General features: G+C 41.3%; 18 protein-coding genes and 1 riboswitch. All 18 genes read left to right on the forward strand.

Going from position 1 to position 18,557, the window contains the following annotated elements; genetic code table 11:
• Positions 1-123: 123 nt before the first annotated feature.
• The 18 genes from QZN42_RS01715 to mtnA all read left to right on the forward strand — a co-directional run bounded on the left by QZN42_RS01715 (position 124) and on the right by mtnA (position 18,557).
• Entirely contained in the window at positions 124-1,014 is an 891-nt protein-coding gene (locus QZN42_RS01715) for a YicC/YloC family endoribonuclease (protein ID WP_296953992.1), read from the forward strand.
• A 12-nt stretch (positions 1,015-1,026) separates the two neighbouring features.
• Positions 1,027-1,302, forward strand: coding sequence for an extracellular matrix/biofilm regulator RemA (gene remA, locus QZN42_RS01720; protein WP_296953993.1), 276 nt, complete (start codon positions 1,027-1,029; stop codon positions 1,300-1,302).
• A gap of 2 nt (positions 1,303-1,304) precedes the next feature.
• A complete protein-coding gene (gene gmk, locus QZN42_RS01725) occupies positions 1,305-1,952 on the forward strand; it encodes a guanylate kinase (RefSeq protein ID WP_296953994.1) in 648 nt (215 codons plus the stop codon).
• A complete protein-coding gene (gene rpoZ, locus QZN42_RS01730; RefSeq protein ID WP_296953995.1) occupies positions 1,949-2,149 on the forward strand; it encodes a DNA-directed RNA polymerase subunit omega in 201 nt (66 codons plus the stop codon). Before gmk ends, rpoZ begins: the two co-directional genes overlap by 4 nt.
• Before the next feature lie 96 nt (positions 2,150-2,245).
• Positions 2,246-3,442, forward strand: coding sequence for a bifunctional phosphopantothenoylcysteine decarboxylase/phosphopantothenate--cysteine ligase CoaBC (gene coaBC / locus QZN42_RS01735; RefSeq protein WP_296953996.1), 1,197 nt, complete (start codon positions 2,246-2,248; stop codon positions 3,440-3,442).
• Between the two features lie 173 nt (positions 3,443-3,615).
• Positions 3,616-3,719: riboswitch (SAM riboswitch) on the forward strand.
• Between the two features lie 63 nt (positions 3,720-3,782).
• Positions 3,783-4,967 (forward strand): methionine adenosyltransferase, encoded by a 1,185-nt coding sequence (gene metK / locus QZN42_RS01740; protein WP_296953997.1) that lies wholly within the window; start codon positions 3,783-3,785, stop codon positions 4,965-4,967.
• A 92-nt stretch (positions 4,968-5,059) separates the two neighbouring features.
• The gene (priA, locus tag QZN42_RS01745; RefSeq protein WP_296953998.1) at positions 5,060-7,432 is read left to right on the forward strand and encodes a primosomal protein N'; all 2,373 of its coding nucleotides are present in this window, start codon (positions 5,060-5,062) and stop codon (positions 7,430-7,432) included.
• 47 nt (positions 7,433-7,479) lie between these two features.
• Entirely contained in the window at positions 7,480-7,950 is a 471-nt protein-coding gene (gene def / locus QZN42_RS01750) for a peptide deformylase (protein ID WP_296953999.1), read from the forward strand.
• A complete protein-coding gene (gene fmt, locus QZN42_RS01755; RefSeq protein ID WP_296954000.1) occupies positions 7,937-8,884 on the forward strand; it encodes a methionyl-tRNA formyltransferase in 948 nt (315 codons plus the stop codon). Before def ends, fmt begins: the two co-directional genes overlap by 14 nt.
• Positions 8,865-10,208: a 16S rRNA (cytosine(967)-C(5))-methyltransferase RsmB gene (gene rsmB / locus QZN42_RS01760; protein WP_296954001.1), complete on the forward strand. Its 1,344-nt coding sequence runs from the start codon at positions 8,865-8,867 to the stop codon at positions 10,206-10,208. The genes fmt and rsmB overlap by 20 nt, the downstream gene beginning before the upstream one ends.
• Before the next feature lie 2 nt (positions 10,209-10,210).
• Positions 10,211-11,245, forward strand: coding sequence for a 23S rRNA (adenine(2503)-C(2))-methyltransferase RlmN (gene rlmN / locus QZN42_RS01765; protein ID WP_296954002.1), 1,035 nt, complete (start codon positions 10,211-10,213; stop codon positions 11,243-11,245).
• 119 nt (positions 11,246-11,364) lie between these two features.
• Complete coding sequence (locus QZN42_RS01770; protein ID WP_296954003.1) at positions 11,365-12,207, forward strand: Stp1/IreP family PP2C-type Ser/Thr phosphatase; 843 nt, start codon at positions 11,365-11,367, stop codon at positions 12,205-12,207.
• Positions 12,208-12,210: 3 nt separating this feature from the next.
• A complete protein-coding gene (gene pknB, locus QZN42_RS01775) occupies positions 12,211-14,070 on the forward strand; it encodes a Stk1 family PASTA domain-containing Ser/Thr kinase (protein WP_296954004.1) in 1,860 nt (619 codons plus the stop codon).
• A gap of 3 nt (positions 14,071-14,073) precedes the next feature.
• Complete coding sequence (rsgA, locus tag QZN42_RS01780) at positions 14,074-14,940, forward strand: ribosome small subunit-dependent GTPase A (protein WP_296954005.1); 867 nt, start codon at positions 14,074-14,076, stop codon at positions 14,938-14,940.
• 3 nt (positions 14,941-14,943) lie between these two features.
• Positions 14,944-15,585, forward strand: a complete 642-nt coding sequence (gene rpe, locus QZN42_RS01785; RefSeq protein ID WP_296954006.1) for a ribulose-phosphate 3-epimerase — start codon at positions 14,944-14,946, stop codon at positions 15,583-15,585.
• 265 nt (positions 15,586-15,850) lie between these two features.
• Positions 15,851-16,711 (forward strand): Hsp33 family molecular chaperone HslO, encoded by an 861-nt coding sequence (locus tag QZN42_RS01790; RefSeq protein ID WP_296954007.1) that lies wholly within the window; start codon positions 15,851-15,853, stop codon positions 16,709-16,711.
• On the forward strand, positions 16,711-17,508 hold the full coding sequence (mtnP, locus tag QZN42_RS01795; RefSeq protein WP_296954008.1) for an S-methyl-5'-thioadenosine phosphorylase: 798 nt from the start codon (positions 16,711-16,713) through the stop codon (positions 17,506-17,508). The genes QZN42_RS01790 and mtnP overlap by 1 nt, the downstream gene beginning before the upstream one ends.
• Positions 17,505-18,557, forward strand: coding sequence for an S-methyl-5-thioribose-1-phosphate isomerase (gene mtnA / locus QZN42_RS01800; protein WP_296954009.1), 1,053 nt, complete (start codon positions 17,505-17,507; stop codon positions 18,555-18,557). The genes mtnP and mtnA overlap by 4 nt, the downstream gene beginning before the upstream one ends.

Genomic DNA, 18,557 nt, shown 5'->3' on the forward strand with positions numbered 1-18,557 from the left:
TATTTTCATGAATAATCAGTATTTCATATATTTATTGATACAGACAGGATAAGGATGATAAAATAATGTAAAACATAAGAATAATGATAAGTATTTTATAATATAAAGGAGCGAAACTATTTTATGAACAGTATGACCGGATTTGGCAGAGGTACGGCATCAAGCATTGTTGGAACATTAAATACGGAAATCAAATCGGTTAACAGCCGTTTTCTTGAATTGAATATACGAAGCAATCTTTATTCAGCTTTTCTTGAAGATATTGCTTCAAAAACTGTAAAGCAGAAGATATCCAGAGGTAAAATCAACTTATCTCTTTCATTTTCACCGGCAGCTGGCGGTAAAAAGTGGAATGTGGATCTTGATACCAATCTTCTTGGTGCTTATTTGAATACTCTGAATAAATGCCGCCATATGGAAGGAGTCCGGGCCAAGAAACCTTCTGTGTCGGAACTTTTAAATCTTCCTGAGCCTTTTATCAGGGTCAGCCAGGAATCCCTGGATGATCAGGAAATGGAAAAGCTGGTACAGGTGTCAGTCAATGAGGCCCTTCGGAATCTTTTAGAAATGAGGAGCAGGGAAGGAGAAATTCTGAAATCAGATTTAAAGAAAAGAGTCGCCTTTTTGGAGGAAAAAAGACAATTCCTGATTTCCAGGCAGGATGAGGCAGCCAGAGAATATGAAGAAAGGTTGAAAAACCGGATTTCAAAAGCCATCGATGACCAGAATCTCATGATCGATGAAAACCGTATACTTCAGGAAGTGGCAATTTTTTCGGAGAAGGCTGATTATACGGAAGAGGTTGTCCGTTTTGGAAGCCATTTGACTCAGTTTGGTCAAATGCTTGAAAGCAATCAACCTGTTGGGCGTAAATTGGATTTTCTTTTACAGGAAATTAACAGGGAAGTTAATACGACGGCGTCAAAAGCAAGTGACACTGAAGTTATCGACTGTGTTATAATAGTCAAGACAGAACTCGAAAAGGTTCGAGAACAAGTCCAGAACATCGAATAAGGAGAAAATAAATTGGGAGTTTCTTTAATTAATATCGGATTTGGGAATATGGCCGCTGCAGCAAGAGTGATGGCTATCATAAGCCCTGAATCTGCACCAGTGAAACGCATGATTCAGGAAAGTCGTGACAGGGGCGAACTGATTGATGCCACTTATGGCAGAAAGACTAGAGCGGTTCTTATTATGGACAGCGGTCAGATTATTTTATCAGCTGTTCAGCCAGAGACAATTTCACACCGGCTTCTCAATAAAGACACCGCTATTAACGAAGGATTGGATGAGAACTGATCATGGAGACAAAGAAAAAAGACGAAGGTATCCTTCTGGTTGTATCAGGGCCAAGTGGTGCCGGGAAAGGAACCATTTGCAGTGCGATTCGTAAGCTTTACCCTGATTTGAATTATTCCGTATCCATGACTACCAGAGAACCCAGGGTGGGCGAGGTGGAAGGCGAAAGCTACTATTTTCGAACCAATGAACAATTTGAAGAATTAATTAAAAAAGATGCATTCCTCGAATATGCCAGAGTATATGATCATTATTATGGAACACCGAAAAAGCGTGCGCTGGATTTGATTGATCAGGGCAAATCGGTTCTGCTTGAAATTGATATTCAGGGGGCCATGCAGGTAAAAAAACGTTATCCCAAGGGTGTATTTATTTATATCGTTCCACCGTCTCTTGAAATACTCTCCGGACGCCTTCATGGCAGGGGGACGGATACGGAAGAGGTCATTCAGAAAAGGCTGGCCAAGATTACAAGTGAACTGGCCATGGCCCATCAGTATGATTACATTGTAGTCAACGATGTATTGGAAGATGCCGTCCGTAAAACACGCGCAATTCTTGAGGCAGAGAAATGCAAGCTGTCTCGTAATGAAGGACAGATTGAAACGATTTTCAAACAGTATATAAACAAGGAGGTTCCTTTAAAATGATGTGTTTCCCATCCATTGATAACCTTGTCAAGAAAGTTGATTCTAAATATACGCTGGTTACTTTAGCAGCACTTCGGGCCAGAGAGCTTACCGATGGACAGCCGGCTCTTATTTCAGGCACGTCTAATAAAAAGCCGGTAACTGTTGCTTTAGAAGAGGTCTATAACGACAAAATTACATATGCTTTTAAAAAATAATTTTTCGGCTGGAAATTTTCAGCTTTTTGGCTTTGATTCATAAATATTCCTTCAACCAATCAGGAAGAAAATCATCTTTTCCGGAAAGGATTTCAAATGTTAGAGAATCAACATATTGTGGTAGGAATTTGCGGTGGCATTGCTGCTTTTAAAGTTGCCGGTCTTGTTAGTCAGCTTCGTCAGCAAGGGGCAGATGTACATTGTATTATGACTGAACATGCGGCCAAACTGGTTACACCAATTACTTTTGGGGAACTTTCAGGCAATGATGTGACTGTAGATATGTTTGCGAATATAAATAAATGGGATGTGGAGCACATTGCATTAGCGAAGCTGGCAGACCTTTTTGTGATTGCACCTGCAACGGCTGACATTATTGGAAAAGTAGCAAATGGTATTGCGGATGATATGCTTTCTACTACTATCATGGCAACAAAGGCAAAGGTACTATTTGTTCCATCGATGAATACCAACATGTATGAAAATCCAATTGTTCAGGGAAATATTGAAAAACTAAAAAAATACGGTTATGAATTCGTTGAACCGGAATCTGGACATCTTGCATGTAATACTACCGGTAAAGGCCGTTTTCCCAAATTGGAAACCATATTTGATGCCATTGATAAATGTCTCTATGGGAAGGGTCTTCTCAAAGGGCGGAAAATTATCATCAGCGCTGGAGGAACACAGGAAAATATTGACCCTGTCCGTTATATCAGTAATCGATCCAGTGGCCGCATGGGCTATGCAATTGCTAAAGCTGCAGCCATGGAAGATGCTGATGTCACCCTGGTTAGCTGCACTACAGCGCTTCCTGTGCCGTCTGGCGTTAAAATTATTTACGTCCATGATGCCCGTGAACTGGATAAGGCGATGAATGCTTATTATGAAGATTGTGATGCCGCTGTTATGGCTGCCGCAGTCTCTGATTATCGGCCAAAGGTACAGGCAGCACAGAAAATAAAAAAAGAAGCTCATGATTCTTTGACTATTGAATTAACTCAAAATCCGGATATACTTTTTGGCTTGGGGCAAAAAAAGAAAAATCAGTTTCTTGTCGGTTTTGCTGCAGAAACAAATGATGTCATTCAACATGGCAAAGAAAAACTGAAAAGGAAGAATCTGGATATGCTCGTAGCCAATGATGTGGCAATGCCAGGAGCAGGTTTTAACGTCCCGACTAACATTGCCTCTCTCTTATATAAGAACGGAACTATGGAACAATACCCTAAAATGACGAAAGAGGAATTGGGGCATATCATTGTTGAAAAAATAGCAGAGGGACTTAGATAAGTCGCATAGTGCAGATATCCTTGTCCAGGATATCTGCACTATTTTTTATTTCTTCTATATTTAATATGTTTCTTTGGCAGATATACTTCTTGTTTTTACTATGCCCTGGCAAAATATTTGTTAACTGTTGCCAAATTGTGGTAATAACGTTATAATATACTGCAAATGAATAAAACTCATCAAGAGCAGCTGAGGGATTTGGCCCGATGACGCTGCAGCAACCATTCCGAAAAGGAACCGGTGCTAATTCCATCAGCATAAAGCTGGCAGATGAGAGGATAGGCTCTCCCTGCATGGAGAGTTTTTATTTTTGTATTATTTTAAGTGAGGAGGATTTTTAATGTCTAAGAAAGTTTTATTTACTTCTGAATCCGTTACTGAAGGTCATCCTGATAAAATCGCTGATCAGATTTCTGATGCCATTCTTGATGCTATCCTTGAACAGGATCCAAATGGACGTGTCGCTTGCGAAACTATTGTAACAACCGGGCAGGTGCATGTTTTTGGTGAAATTACTACAACTGCCAATGTTCCGATTCCCCGGGTTATCCGTGATACTATTCGCGATATCGGTTATATTGATTCCAAATATGGGTTTGATGCTGACAGTGTAGGTATCAATGTATCTATCGATGAACAGTCACCGGATATCGCCTTGGGTGTCGATAAATCTCTGGAAGCTAAAGAAAACAAAGCTGATAAATATGATATCGGTGCCGGAGATCAGGGTATGATGTTTGGATATGCTTCCAATGAGACGACTGAATTCCTGCCTTTGCCGATTGCTCTTGCTCACCGTCTTGCCCGTCGACTGGCAGAAGTCAGAAAAACAGGAGAAGTTCCTTATCTTCGCCCTGATGGAAAAACGCAGATTACTGTTGAATATGAAGATGGAAAACCAAGTCGTGTAGATACAGTAGTTATTTCCGCACAGCACAATCCGGATGCGACTCATGAACAGATTGAGCAGGACATGTTTGAGCATGTAATCAAGAAAATTATTCCCGCTGAATTTCTTGACAAAGATACAAAATACTTTATCAACCCGACCGGCCGTTTCGTCATCGGTGGTCCGCAGGGGGATGCCGGTCTGACCGGAAGAAAAATTATTGTTGATACTTATGGTGGAATGGCTCGTCATGGTGGTGGATGTTTCTCCGGCAAGGATCCGACCAAGGTTGATCGTTCTGCTGCTTATGCAGCCCGTTATGTAGCCAAGAATCTGGTAGCCGCTGGTATTGCAGATAAATGCGAAATCGAACTTGCTTATGCTATTGGCGTCGCACAGCCCGTTTCTATTTATGTCAATACATTTAATACTGGTAAAATTTCTGATGAGACCATTGTGGACCTGATTCGTAAGAATTTTGAACTTCGTCCTGCCGGAATCATTGACATGCTGAATCTTCGTAGACCAATTTATAAGCAGACTGCTGCCTATGGCCATTTTGGCAGAACAGACGTGGATCTTCCCTGGGAACATACGGATAAAGCAGATACGCTTCGAAAGCAGGCCGGTCTTTAATTCAGCTAATATAGGAATAGTTCGATAAATATGTTAAAATAATGGATAGCTTTCTTGCTGTCCATTATTTTATTTTTGGGAGGAAATCGAATATGCCCGAGATTATTGCAGAAGTACTAATAAATCGCCCTTCCAAACATTTAAATAGAACGTTTTCTTATCGTGTTCCCCCAGATATGAAAAATATCATTCCCGGTTTCCGCTGCATCGTTCCATTTGCTCACCGGAAAGAGGAGGGTATTATCATTTCCCTGCATAAGGAAGATTCTGAGAAGCAGGATTTTAAAATCCTGGATATAGATTCTCTAACGGATTCATTTCCCTGGTTTACACCTGAAATGATTCGTACAGCAAACTGGATTTCAAATTATTATATGTGTACCCTGATTGATGCACTCCGCTTGTTTTATATCGATAAGAAAGCTGTGCGGAAACAGATATATTATGTAATTAACTGGAAAGTAGTCCCGGAAGATTGTGAAATCAGTGCCTTAGTTGATAGAACGGTAACCATTCTTGATGAAAAAGATAGCAAAAAATTATTTGATAAAGATATTTCCAATTATATAAATAAGGGGTGGCTAATAAGAAAGGAAAAGATCAGTTCTACACATAAGGAACCATTGGAACAATGGCTTGTTCCACTCAATGAACCTGACGCTATTGTGAAGAAAAGGAACAGGAAGCAGGCTGAACTCTGGGATATCCTTTCAGTTAAAGGCTCCGTATCTTTTAATAAAGCCCGGGATATGGGTTTTTCTTCTACGGTTATACGTGCATTCTGTCTGAATAAATTCGGTCGCGTAGTTTATCGTCGGAAAAGCACCTATTCTCTCATTAACCTTGATGGCGGAGATGATGCCAGAATTCTAACAAATGAACAACGGGCTGCTATTGATCATATCTGCAATAGCATTAACCGAAATGAATACAGAGGAATCCTTTTAAAGGGTGTAACCGGTAGTGGCAAAACAGAAGTATATTTACGTGCTGCTGAGTATGCATTAAAGATAGGCGGATCGGCTCTTATCCTTGTTCCCGAAATTGCATTAACGCATCAGATGACTTCTTATTTCGCATCCGTTTTCGGAGATAAAGTGGTTTTTATGCACAGTAATCTCAGTAAGGGTGAGCGATATAATAATCGGATGAGGGTGTTTAACGGTGAAAGTACAATAATTATTGGATCCCGGTCTGCGATTTTCCTCCCTTTTCACAATCTCAAGCTTATTGTGGTAGATGAGGAGTATGATACGTCTTACAAGCAGGGAGAAACCCCCCGGTATAATGGTCGGGATGTTGCAAAAGTGATGGCAACCATTTATCAATGCCCCATTGTACTTGGTGCCGCGACTCCATCGATTTCCACTTTTTATGCGGCAAAGCAGGGAAAAATCGATCTTATCCAGATGAATAGCCGCGTATTTAAAACGAAGCTTCCGGAAATAAGAATTTGCGATATGAGAGAAAATCCGCCAATCGATTCTAAAGGAATGATTTCCGGACCTCTTGCGGCATTGCTTCGTGAAACGCTGGCCAATCATCAGAAAGCCATTCTTCTTCTTAACCGGCGGGGATTTTCTACAAGCCTCATGTGTTCTTCCTGCGGCCATGTCTTTAAGTGCCCTAATTGTGATGTATCCATGGTTTATCACAAGGAAACCCATCAGCTGAAATGTCATTATTGTGAAACTGTACATCCCGTCCCCAATGAATGTCCGGTATGCCACAGCCATAAGATTTTATATCTGGGAGCTGGCACGGAACGGATAGAAGAAGAATTGGGCACTCTTTTACCAGAGGGGAGAATTCGGCGATTTGACCTTGACAGCACAAGAAGAAAGAACAGTGCCCGGGAAATACTGGATGATTTCAGAAAAGGTGAATTTGATTTCCTTCTGGGTACCCAGATGGTGGCAAAAGGGCACAATATTCCTGGTGTTCAGACAGTCGGGATTCTTTCCGCAGACAGTATCTTAAACATACCCTCTTATCTTGCCGCAGAGCAGACGTTTAATCTGATTACCCAGTGCGCCGGAAGGGCAGGCCGTAGCAGGGAGCAGGGGAAGGTTATACTTCAGACATATAATCCCGAACATTTTGTAATCCGGACAGCGGCCAGCCAGGACTATGAATCTTTTTATCAACAGGAAATCAGATTCCGGCGCCTGACGCATTTCCCTCCCTTTTTGAAGCTCATGAAAATTACCTGCTTCAATAAGGATGAAAAGAAGGCAGAAAATCAGGCATTTCGTATTTATTCCTGGCTTATAAAGATTATTCCGCAATTGAAAGAACCGGTACATGCTACAACTCCATTTTTTGAACCAGTCAGGCGTGTTAGAAATTTATTTTACATTTCCATTCTTATAAAGGGGCCGACATTGTCTGCATTGAAAAGCGCAATGAGATTTGCCGAAATTTTTCAGGAAAATGATATAATTATAGATGTAGACCCCTTGTAAAAAGTTAATTCTAATACTTTGATCGTATAGAAGGAAGGTATTTTATTTTGAGTACAATTATAACTGCAGGAAACCCTTTACTGAAAAAAGTTGCTGATCCTGTTACCGTATTTGACAAAAAGCTTAAATTTCTCATTAATGATATGAAAAAGACATTGTATGAAGCCAATGGTGTAGGTCTGGCTGCACCACAGATTGCTGTTTCAAAGCGTTTATTCGTAGCGGATGATGGAATTTCCGGTTTTGAAGCCTATATCAACCCCGAGTGGAAGCCCAATGGGGATAAGAAAAACCTGGATACGGAAGGCTGTTTGTCAGTTCCTGATTATTATGGGGAAGTTGAACGATATGACAGTGTCATTGTCCATTATCAGGATATTCATGGTAAAAAGAAAACCAGAAAGGCAGATGGTCTTCTTGCCCGCTGCATCCAGCATGAAACAGACCATCTGAACGGCATCCTTTTTATAGAAAAAGCAGTTTCCCTTCATAAAGGACCTAAAAATGATGAAGAATAAATATCGTATTATTTTTATGGGGACACCTGATTTTGCACTTCCCTCATTGAAGATGCTGTGTGATGAAAGCATGACACCGGTTGCTGTTTATACTCAGCCTGATAAGGTTAATGGGCGAGGTAAAAAGATCAGCTTTTCACCGGTTAAAACTTTTGCACTGGAACATAAAATTCCGGTTTATCAGCCTCTGACGTTGAAAACGCAGGAAGCACAGGATGAAATTCGTCAATTGGATCCTGACCTCATCGTTGTTATTGCGTATGGAAAGATTCTTCCTCAGTCTGTACTTGATATTCCACGTTATGGTGCCATTAATGTGCACGCGTCAATCCTTCCCCGATATAGAGGAGCTGCACCGGTCCAGCGTGTCATTCTGGATGGAGAAAAGAAGACGGGCGTAACCATTATGCAGCTTGATGCAGGAATGGATACAGGAAACATCGTTTCCATTCAGGAATTCTCCATACCGGCTCATATGACGGCAGGAGCACTTTTTGACAGTCTTTCTGAAATAGGGGCAGATGAATTAAAACGGGTCATGAGTAATCTCCCGGAAGCTTTGGCGCATTCCAGAATCCAGAATCATGAAGAAGCTACGTATGCGGAAAAAGTAACCAAAGAAATGGGTCATATTGACTGGTCAAGAACAGCAGCGGAAATTGACTGCCTGATTCGTGGAATGTATCCCAACCCGGGAACTTATACTTTTTATCATGGAAAACGCCTTAAGATTCATTCCGCATTTCCATGTGCAGAGGATTCCGGTAAAGTGCCTGGAACAATCGTAACGGTAAAAGATAGTAAAATTTGCGTGGCCTGTGGACATGGAATGATATGTATTACGGAAATTCAACCGGAAAATCATAAAAAAATGAAAGCATCTGATTTTATTCATGGACACCAGGTGAAAGCGGATGATCAATTCGAAACCTAATCCCTCAGCAAGGAAGCTCGCCTATCAGGCTTTGTATGACATTTTAGAAAAAGGTGCTTATGCAAATATCACGCTGCAGCATGTATTCAAAACATATTCATTAATCGATGAAGAGGCTCATCTCTTGACAGAACTGACTTACGGCGTTCTACGCAGGTATAATTATCTCATGTGGGTTATTTCCAGGTTCAGTAAAGTCAAGGTAAAAAAGCTTCACCCTTCTGTGCGGATTCTTATTTGCCTGGGGCTATATCAGTTAATATATCTGGACAGGATTCCGGAATCTGCAGCAGTAAATGAATGCGTAAAGATTGCCAAAAAAGTTACTCATAAGGGAAATGTTGGATTTATTAATGGTATCCTGCGGAATTATATTCGCAATAAGGAAGATGTTATACTTCCATGCAGGGAAGATGATCCCGTTCTCTGTGATTCACTTCACTGGAATGAGCCTGAATGGCTGATTCAATGGTGGCAGAAAGAATTTGGTGAAAATCTGTCAGCCCGTATTTTTGACGCTTTTAATGAAATTCCCCAATTTATAGTCCGAGTGAATACGCTCAAAATCAGCACTGAACAACTGATTGAAAAACTCCATTCCAATGACATCAGTGCAGAGAAATCCCATTTTATCGATGATGCAATTATTATTACAGATGGGATTCGTTTTATCTGGAAAGTTATCGATGAAGGATTGGGATATGTACAGTCAATTTCATCCATGATTCCTGCCCGGGTTCTTAATCCTTTACCGGGGGAACGTGTTCTTGATATGTGTGCTGCACCCGGAAGTAAAACAACCCAACTTGCAGTTCTTATGAAAAATAAAGGATCAATTGATGCCTGGGACCTTTATCCGCATAAGATAGCGCTTATAAAGAAAAATGCAGAGAAACAAGGTATTTCAATTATCCATGCCGGAGCAAGAAATTCTTCTTTACCGTTCTCGGCGTTGAAAGAGTGCTATGATAAGGTGCTGCTGGACGCTCCATGTTCCGGGCTTGGCGTTCTTGGCCATAAACTGGAAATTCGATGGCGAAGGACGCCAGACAGTATGAGTGATTTTCCGCCCATTCAAAAAAAGCTCCTGGAATGTGCTGCTGACTATGTAAAGACGGGAGGGGTTCTTGTTTACAGTACATGTACACTGAACCCCGCGGAAAACGAAGATCAGATTTTAGAGTTCCTGAAAAAGCATCCTGATTTTCATCCTGCTGATTTCGTATTAACCGGATGTAAGAATTCTGAAAATGGCATGGCCACTCTTTGGCCTTTTGAAATGAACAGTGATGGATTTTTTATAGCCAGGCTAAAGAAGGAGTAAATATGCCTTTTAACTTATGGGGACACACACTTCCGGAAATGGAAAAATGGGTACTGGACAATAATTTTCCACGTTTCAGGGCAAAACAGATTCAAGATTACCTTTATAAACGATATATTTTTGATATAGATGCCATGAAACAGCTCCCGGAATCAATGCGGGCTTACATGAAATCAGAAACAGTTCTTAATAAGCCGGTAATTATGAGTTCTGTTCAATCAAATGATGAAAATACTACAAAAATCCTTTTGAAATTGGCGGATGGTTCCCTTATTGAGACGGTATGCATGCATCATAATTATGGCAATTCAATCTGCGTATCCACGCAGGTAGGCTGTTCTATGGGATGTGTGTTTTGCGCTTCTACAAGGAATGGGCTGGAAAGAAATCTGACCGCAGGAGAAATCCTCGCACAGGTTTATGCATTTAAAGAGAAACTGAATGCGCCTGTTCATTCCATTGTTCTAATGGGATCTGGCGAGCCGCTTATTAATTATGAGGAAGTTCTTCGTTTCATTCATCTTTGCAATGACTCTGGTCTTTTAAATATCAGCCTTAGAAACATTACCCTGTCTACATGTGGTATCGTTCCTCAGATATATCGACTGGCGGATGAAAGATTACCAATAACTCTCGCTATTTCCCTTCACGCTCCAAATGACAGGATTCGGAATGAAATACTCCCTGTAAGTCATCATTTTAAGATAGAAGATGTTATTAGGGCGGCTGAGTACTATTTTCAAACAACAGGACGGAGAGTTACATTTGAATATATTCTGATTAAGAATATCAACGCTTCCCGGGATAATGCAGAAGAGCTTTGTCATCTTGTGGGAAAAATGAACTGCCACTTCAATCTTATTCCCATCAACGGGACTGAACATATTCGCCTGTATCCGCCAAGCCTTGATGAAATCCATGCCTTTCAGGCTATTCTGGAAAAACATGGTAAAAGTACAACCGTCCGGAAACAAATGGGTGATGAAATCCAGGCTGCCTGTGGCCAGTTAAAGCGGCGTTATATGTCAAATCAGTAGATTGTTACCATTTTTGGTATTTATAACTTAAGATTTTGGGAAATAGCTTAAGAATTGAACCTGCTTTTAATGTATTTTTCCCACCAAAACGATTTAGTGCTTCTGTCAGGTTCCTTAAATTGACTATCTATTCAGTTGATGATAGTATTAATTTATTAGAAGGAATCTCTTTCATCACACCAAAGAAGTATGAATTTATTTTCTGTAAGGAAAGGCTCATAATGATACTTTATTATGGCGATTCACAAAGGGGCCTTGTCCGAAAGGCTAATGAGGACGCAATTAATTTAAATATTGATAACCTTTTTATCCTGGCCGATGGAATGGGTGGATATGAAGGCGGTCAGACTGCCAGTACTCTTTCTGTAAAAGCTGTAGGAGAATACATTCAAAATTTTCATTCATCTGCTATCGATGAAACCTGTCTTGAGCATGCTTTTATGGCTGCTAATGAGTCAGTCCTCAAGAAAAAATTTGATAACCCGTCTCTAAAATCGATGGGAACCACTCTTCTTGCCTCAGCCATACAGGATGATCAATTATTTTGGGCTCATGTGGGAGACAGCCGCCTTTATCGATATGCCGCTGGACTCTTGACGCAGGTGACTGTAGACCATTCTTTTGTAATGGAACTTGTGAATGAAGGAAGATTGACGAAAGAACAGATGAGGAACCATCCAAGAAAAAATGAAATCACCCGGGCTGTAGGCATTGAAAAGAATCTTAAAATTGATACCGGGCATTTTACCTTAATCGATGGGACTATGATTCTGATGTGTTCTGATGGTGTCAGTGGTATGCTTGAGGATATTCAGTTGGAAGAAATAATCCGTTCTAATTCTCGTAAGAGCTGGAAGCAGCTGGAAATTATAGGTAAAGAAATAATGAAGCAGGTATATCTGGCAGGAGCCAGAGATAATGCTTCTCTCATATTGATTCAGTATTGGAACACAGCGGAGTAAATTATGACCGGTAAGATTCTTGATGAACGCTATGAACTCATTGATAAAATCGGTTCTGGCGGTATGGCAGATGTTTATAAAGCCAGGGATATACTCCTTGATCGGATAGTGGCCGTCAAAATCCTTCATGATAATTTTGTGGAGGATAATGATTTTATCATTCGCTTCCGTCATGAAGCGCAATCCGCCGGAAAATTATCTCATCCCAATATCGTTGGTATTTACGATGTCGGCTGTGATAAAGATATTCATTATATTGTAATGGAATTTGTGGAAGGGGAAACCCTTAAGCAGTACATTCTTGATCACCCGAATATTCCCATCGATACTGCTGTACGTATTTCTATCGAAATTGGTTATGCTCTTGAAGAAGCTCATGCCAACGGCATTATACATTGTGACGTAAAACCTCATAATGTTCTTTTAACCAAAAATGGCAAAGTTAAAGTAACTGATTTTGGAATTGCCAGAGCTATTAATTCCTCAACGGTCATGGATAAGCAATCCATTCTGGGTTCAGTTCATTACCTTTCTCCTGAACAGGCCGCTGGTGATAAGATTACTGAAAAAACCGATATTTATTCTCTGGGCATTGTTTTGTACGAAATGCTTACTCATCATCTTCCTTTTGAAGGCGAGACAGCTGTAAGCATCGCTCTTCAACATATGCAGGGAGATATCCCGCGCCCCACCAAGTATAATCCGGCTATTTCGCCCATGCTCGAAGAATGTCTGCTGACAGCTTTACAGAAGGATCCTGACAAACGGTATGATTCGGTTGCTGATTTTGTTTCTGAACTCAAAATAGCTCAGGGATTTACAACAACCATGTATAAGCCTGCATCTCATGATTTTACAGCTATGACTCGTCCGATTCCTCAAAAGGCCATGCATAGGAAAGAGCCCGTAAGAGAAAGCCGCTTTACTTCGTTTATCACGAATCTGCCGCAAAAATATATTTGGTTTGGAATGGCATTGCTTTTCATTATCTGTTTCGTGTGGGCTTTTTTCAGTTTTGGAAATTTCTGGAGTTCTGAAAATATTTCCGTTCCTAATGTAGTTGGTAAGCCTGTGGAAGTTGCTGAAACTACACTGAAGAAAATGGATTTAAAAGTTTCTGTTGATGAAATCGTTTCTGAAGATATTCCGGCCGGGCAGGTTATATCACAGACCCCGGCAGCGGGAACTAATGTAAAGGCTAAAAGAATTATTCACTTAACAATCAGCAAGGGTGGAGCATCTATACTCATTCCTGATTTGAATGGTCTTACACTTGAACAGGCAAAAGAGCGTCTTGACAAACTTGGGCTTTCTTTAGGCGCCATCGAAAATGGAAATGATCCGGACAAACCATCAGAGATTATCATATATCAAAGCCCTGAACCCGGTTCAAAAGCTGTTAAAGGTACAAGGGTTAATATAACTGTTAATATGAAGCAGAAGGTAAACATACCCAATGTCGTTGGAATGACTCTGTCTGATGCCAGAAATACATTACTTGCTATGAAATTATCCGTTGGTACCATTAATTCAACTGACGGTGTTACCGCTGCTGACAGCAGTGCACTTGTAGTATCACAGAATCCGGCAGGTGGTGAATCAAGCACAAATAGCGTGGTTAATCTTACAATCGGTGGTAAGAAGAAATCCCAGACCAAATCCGGTACAGTTAATATTTCTATTCCTAAGGGAGGAAATGCAAGACAGGTAGAAATTTATGTATCTGACGATAGTGGAAAAAAGACCATATTCAGTGGCAAGGCTGCACCAGGCAGTACTGTAAGTAAAGCTGTTTCAGGCATGGGCAATGTGCATGTTCAGGTTGTAATTGACGGCTCTGTAGTTCAGGATCGGGAGTTATGATTTATGAAAGGCTTGATCCTGAAAAATCAGAATGGTTATTTTACAATATCCGGTGAAAAGGGAACACTCTGCCTGTGCCGCTCCAGGGGAGCACTCAAACGTAAAACCAATATCCTGGTAGGAGATTATGTGGATTTTGAAACTGATAAAGGTTCCGAAGCTGTCATAACGTCCGTATATCCCAGAAAAGCTGTCCTTCACCGGCCTCCAGTGGCTAATATTGATCAGCTTGTACTTGTTTGTTCGATTCGGACACCGGATTTAAATTATTATCTAATGGATAAGATGGTCGTTTTGGCTGAAAATTCCGGAATAGAACCCCTTTTGGTTATCAGCAAGGCAGATCTTGACGCTGAAGAGGCTGATGTCGCTGTGAAATATTATAGATCTGCCGGCTATCAATCCTGTGCCGTATCTGTAAAAGACTATTCCGGAATAGAACAGATGCAGGATTATTTCTCCGGTCATATTATTGCGTTTTCCGGACCATCAGGCGTTGGGAAATCAAGCCTTTTGAATATTCTCCTTGGCAGAGATTGTTTTATTTCCGGTAAAATCAGCTGTCAGACGGGACGTGGGAAAAATACTACAAGGCATGCTGAACTTATTCAATCATCTCGGGGATATTATCTGATGGACACCCCTGGCTATACACATCTGAGTACAGAGTCAGTTCATGAAACGGATCTTTCCTTTCTTTTCAGGGATTTCCGTTCTTATCTTGGACATTGCAGATTCAATAATTGTATCCATGTTAATGAACCTGACTGTGCAGTACGAAGTGCTGTAGAATCCGGGATAATTCAAAAAGAGCGTTATGAGTCTTATAAACGTTTATTGGAAGAAATAAAAGCAAATCGCAGGAGGTAAACCATGAAAATTGCGCCATCCCTATTAGCAGCAGACTTTTCTGTACTGGCTGAAGAAGTCAGTGATATTGAAGCTGGCGGTGCTGACTATCTTCATTTGGATGTGATGGATGGTCATTTCGTGCCCAATCTTTCTTTTGGCGTACCTGTAATCAAAGCGCTGCGAAAGAGTACTAATCTTCCTTTTGACGTTCATCTTATGGTAGATTATCCGGAAGATTACCTGGACGGTCTGCAGGAATGCCAATCTGCCATGGTTTCCTTTCATGTCGAAGCAGTACCGCATGCAGACAGAATGATTCATAATATCAAGGATCGCGGGATAAAGGCCGGTGCAGCACTGAATCCCGGCACCTCTCTTTCCACACTGGATGAAATTCTTCCGCTTCTTGACTTTATCCTGATTATGTCGGTCAATCCAGGCTTCGGCGGACAGAAATTTATCCCTTATACCCTTGATAAAATCAGCCGCCTGAAGGAAAGGATTTCCGCAATAAAAAAAGATATCCTCATTGAAGTAGATGGTGGTGTGAATGAGAAAAATGCACCGCTTCTGAAAGAGGCGGGAGCAGATATCCTTGTAGCCGGTTCGTCTGTTTTTGGCGCGCCTGACAGAGGCTCCGCTATTAATCATTTAAAAATCTGATGATCTAAAACAAAAAGCGGCTAAAGCCGCTTTTTTGAATCATGGTTCGGAAGATTTTTGATGCTTTTAATTTTATATTCTTTCATTGATTGTTACTTTTTTTATTTTTGAAGTGTTACAATGGAATGGGTCGTTTGAACTGGTGCTATAAAGATTTAGTTTTCTTCTGCATGATTGGAAATCCTGAAGAAGAAAACCACAAAAATAAAAACAGATTATTCTGATCTGGCTTCATTGTGGTATTTCCACAGAAAGGAACCGATTCATGTCAGTATTAGACTCAATAGAACATTACCTCAGCACGGATGGTATCCGCATAACCCTGACTGACATTTCTTCAGCTGCGCGAGAAGCTCAGGATATTCATCATCTGCAGCCAATGGCAGCGGTCGTCATGGGAAAAGTACTTACTGCATCTCTCCTGCTTGCCATGGATTTCAAAAATCATGAAGGGGTCTCATTAAAGTGGGTGACAGGGTCACCACTCGGGACGATTCACAGTGATGCTTATGAAGGACGTTATGTACGAGGTTTTCCTGATAATCCTGACTGCACACTTCCCTTTGCTCCTGATGAAGAAGCTTCTTGTGTATCCAACAATGGCCAATTGTTTGTAACACGATATTCCCTTTTAAAACAGCCCTATGTTTCAGCCGTAAATCTTTCAAAGGGAGATGTGGCTGAATGTATTTCTGAATATATCAATGCTTCCGATCAGACTCTGTCCCATGTGGAAATAGAAACAAAACTGAATAATGACGGGCATATTGCAAGATGCTCAGGTTTTATAGCTCAGCTTATGCCTGAAGGGAATAAAGAACTCTTTCACGAACTGTTCGGCACGGATCAAAAGCTTGATCTTTGGACTGAAGGGGATCATTCACTTGCCGGTCTTCTCCAAAAGGAGAATTATATTCTTTTGGGAAAAGCAGCCATTTCCTATCGCTGTACCTGCAGTGAAGACAGAATCAAAAATTCACTTCTCCGGCTTCCTGCAGATGAACAGCAAAGTCTGCTTGAAGATGAAAAAATTGAAGTTGTCTGCCACTATTGCGGCCGGAAATATAATATTTCCCGGGAAACTCTGAAAAAATGGTTTCAGGAAACAAAAGGAGGAAATATATAATGAGTAAATTAGCCTTTATTGGTGGTACAGGTGTTTATGATCCAGGAATCCTGACTGACCTTCATTCTGAGATTATTGATACACCTTTTGGCCAGGCTAGTTATGAATCCGGAAAATTTGGCAATAAGGAAATCATATTCCTGGCACGGCACGGCATCCATCATACCATTCCACCGCACAAAATCAATTATCGGGCCAATATCTATGCTCTTAAAATGCTGGATGTCAAAGCCGTTGTTTCAACTACAGCCGTTGGTTCTCTGAACCCTGATTATAAGGCTGGAGAACTTGTTCTGGTGGACCAGTTTATTGATATGACAAAATCAAGGGAAGGGACTTTCTATGACGGTGAACATTACGGTGTAGCTCATCTGGATATGACTCATCCGTACTGCGAAACCCTGCGGAAAGCCATCATTGAAGCTGCAGAAAGTGAACACATCACTCTGCACCCCTATGGAACCTATATCTGCACGGAAGGGCCCCGCTTTGAAACACCGGCGGAAATCAGGGCTTATCGCCAATGGGGAGCTGATGTGGTAGGGATGACAAATCTCCCTGAATGTGTCCTTGCCCGTGAGGCCGAAATCTGCTATTCCACAATTTCCATGGTTACAAATTTTGCAGCGGGTATTTCCAAGAACGCACTTTCCCATAAAGAGGTGGTTGACTGCATGAATCATAATCTGGAAAGCTTTAAGAAAATCATTACTATTCTTTCCAAAACCTATGATCCGGATGTGGAATGTGACTGTCACCATGCTGCCAGAGATTTTGGGGGATTCCATTTATTATGAGCGAGAAACTTTGGTCCCTGAAATGGGATAACGGAGTCCTGATTCTTCTGGATCAGACCAGACTGCCTCAATCCATTTCCTACCTGCATTGTACGACAGTTCAGGATACGGCTGAGGCCATCAGATGTCTTGCAGTACGCGGTGCTCCCGCTATAGGTGTGGCGGCTGCTTACGGTATGGTTCTTGCCCTTCAGAATGAACTGAATGAAAATCTGACCGGTAAAGATTTAAGAAAATCGTTTCATGAAGCTGGGGAATACCTGGAGAGCGCCCGTCCTACCGCAGTTAATTTATCATGGGCAGTTAAGGAAATGATTACGCTTTTCGACAAAACGGATGAAAAGAATCTTCTTCCTGTCCTGACGAAAAGAGCCAAGGAAATTGAAATAGAGGATCAGAAATTATGTGAAAAGATGGCTGATCATGGTGCTTCTCTTTTTAAAGACAAAAGCCATTTACATATATTGACCCATTGCAATACTGGCGCTCTTGCTACAGCCGGTATAGGCACAGCCTTTGGCGTCATTTACCGCCTTCATCAGCAGGGGAGAATTGAATGCGTGTATGCGGATGAAACAAGACCGCTTCTTCAGGGGGCCCGTCTGACAGGAACTGAACTGATGGAAAACAGCATTCCATGCCGTCTCATCACCGATAACATGGCTGCCTGGGTGATGGCGCAAAAGAAAATAGATGCTGTCATAGTCGGCGCGGACAGGATTGCTGCCAATGGCGATACTGCTAATAAAGTTGGCACATACAGTCTTGCGGTACTTTGCGCCTATCATCACATCCCATTCTATATAGCGGCGCCATTTTCCACTTTTGATTTTTCCATTTCTTCTGGGAAAGAAATTCATATAGAAGAACGGAATCCTGATGAAGTCAGAAAATACAGGGACTCCTATGGCGCGCCTGCAAACATACCGGTTTTTAATCCGGCCTTCGACGTGACCCCGCATTCATTAATAACGGGGATTATAACAGAAAAAGGCGTACTTAAGCCGCCTTTTGAACAAGCTATAGAGCAGTATGAAAGGAGTTTATGA

It is taken from the genome of uncultured Dialister sp., assembly GCA_900314595.1.
In the GTDB taxonomy this organism is placed as follows: domain Bacteria; phylum Bacillota; class Negativicutes; order Veillonellales; family Dialisteraceae; genus Dialister.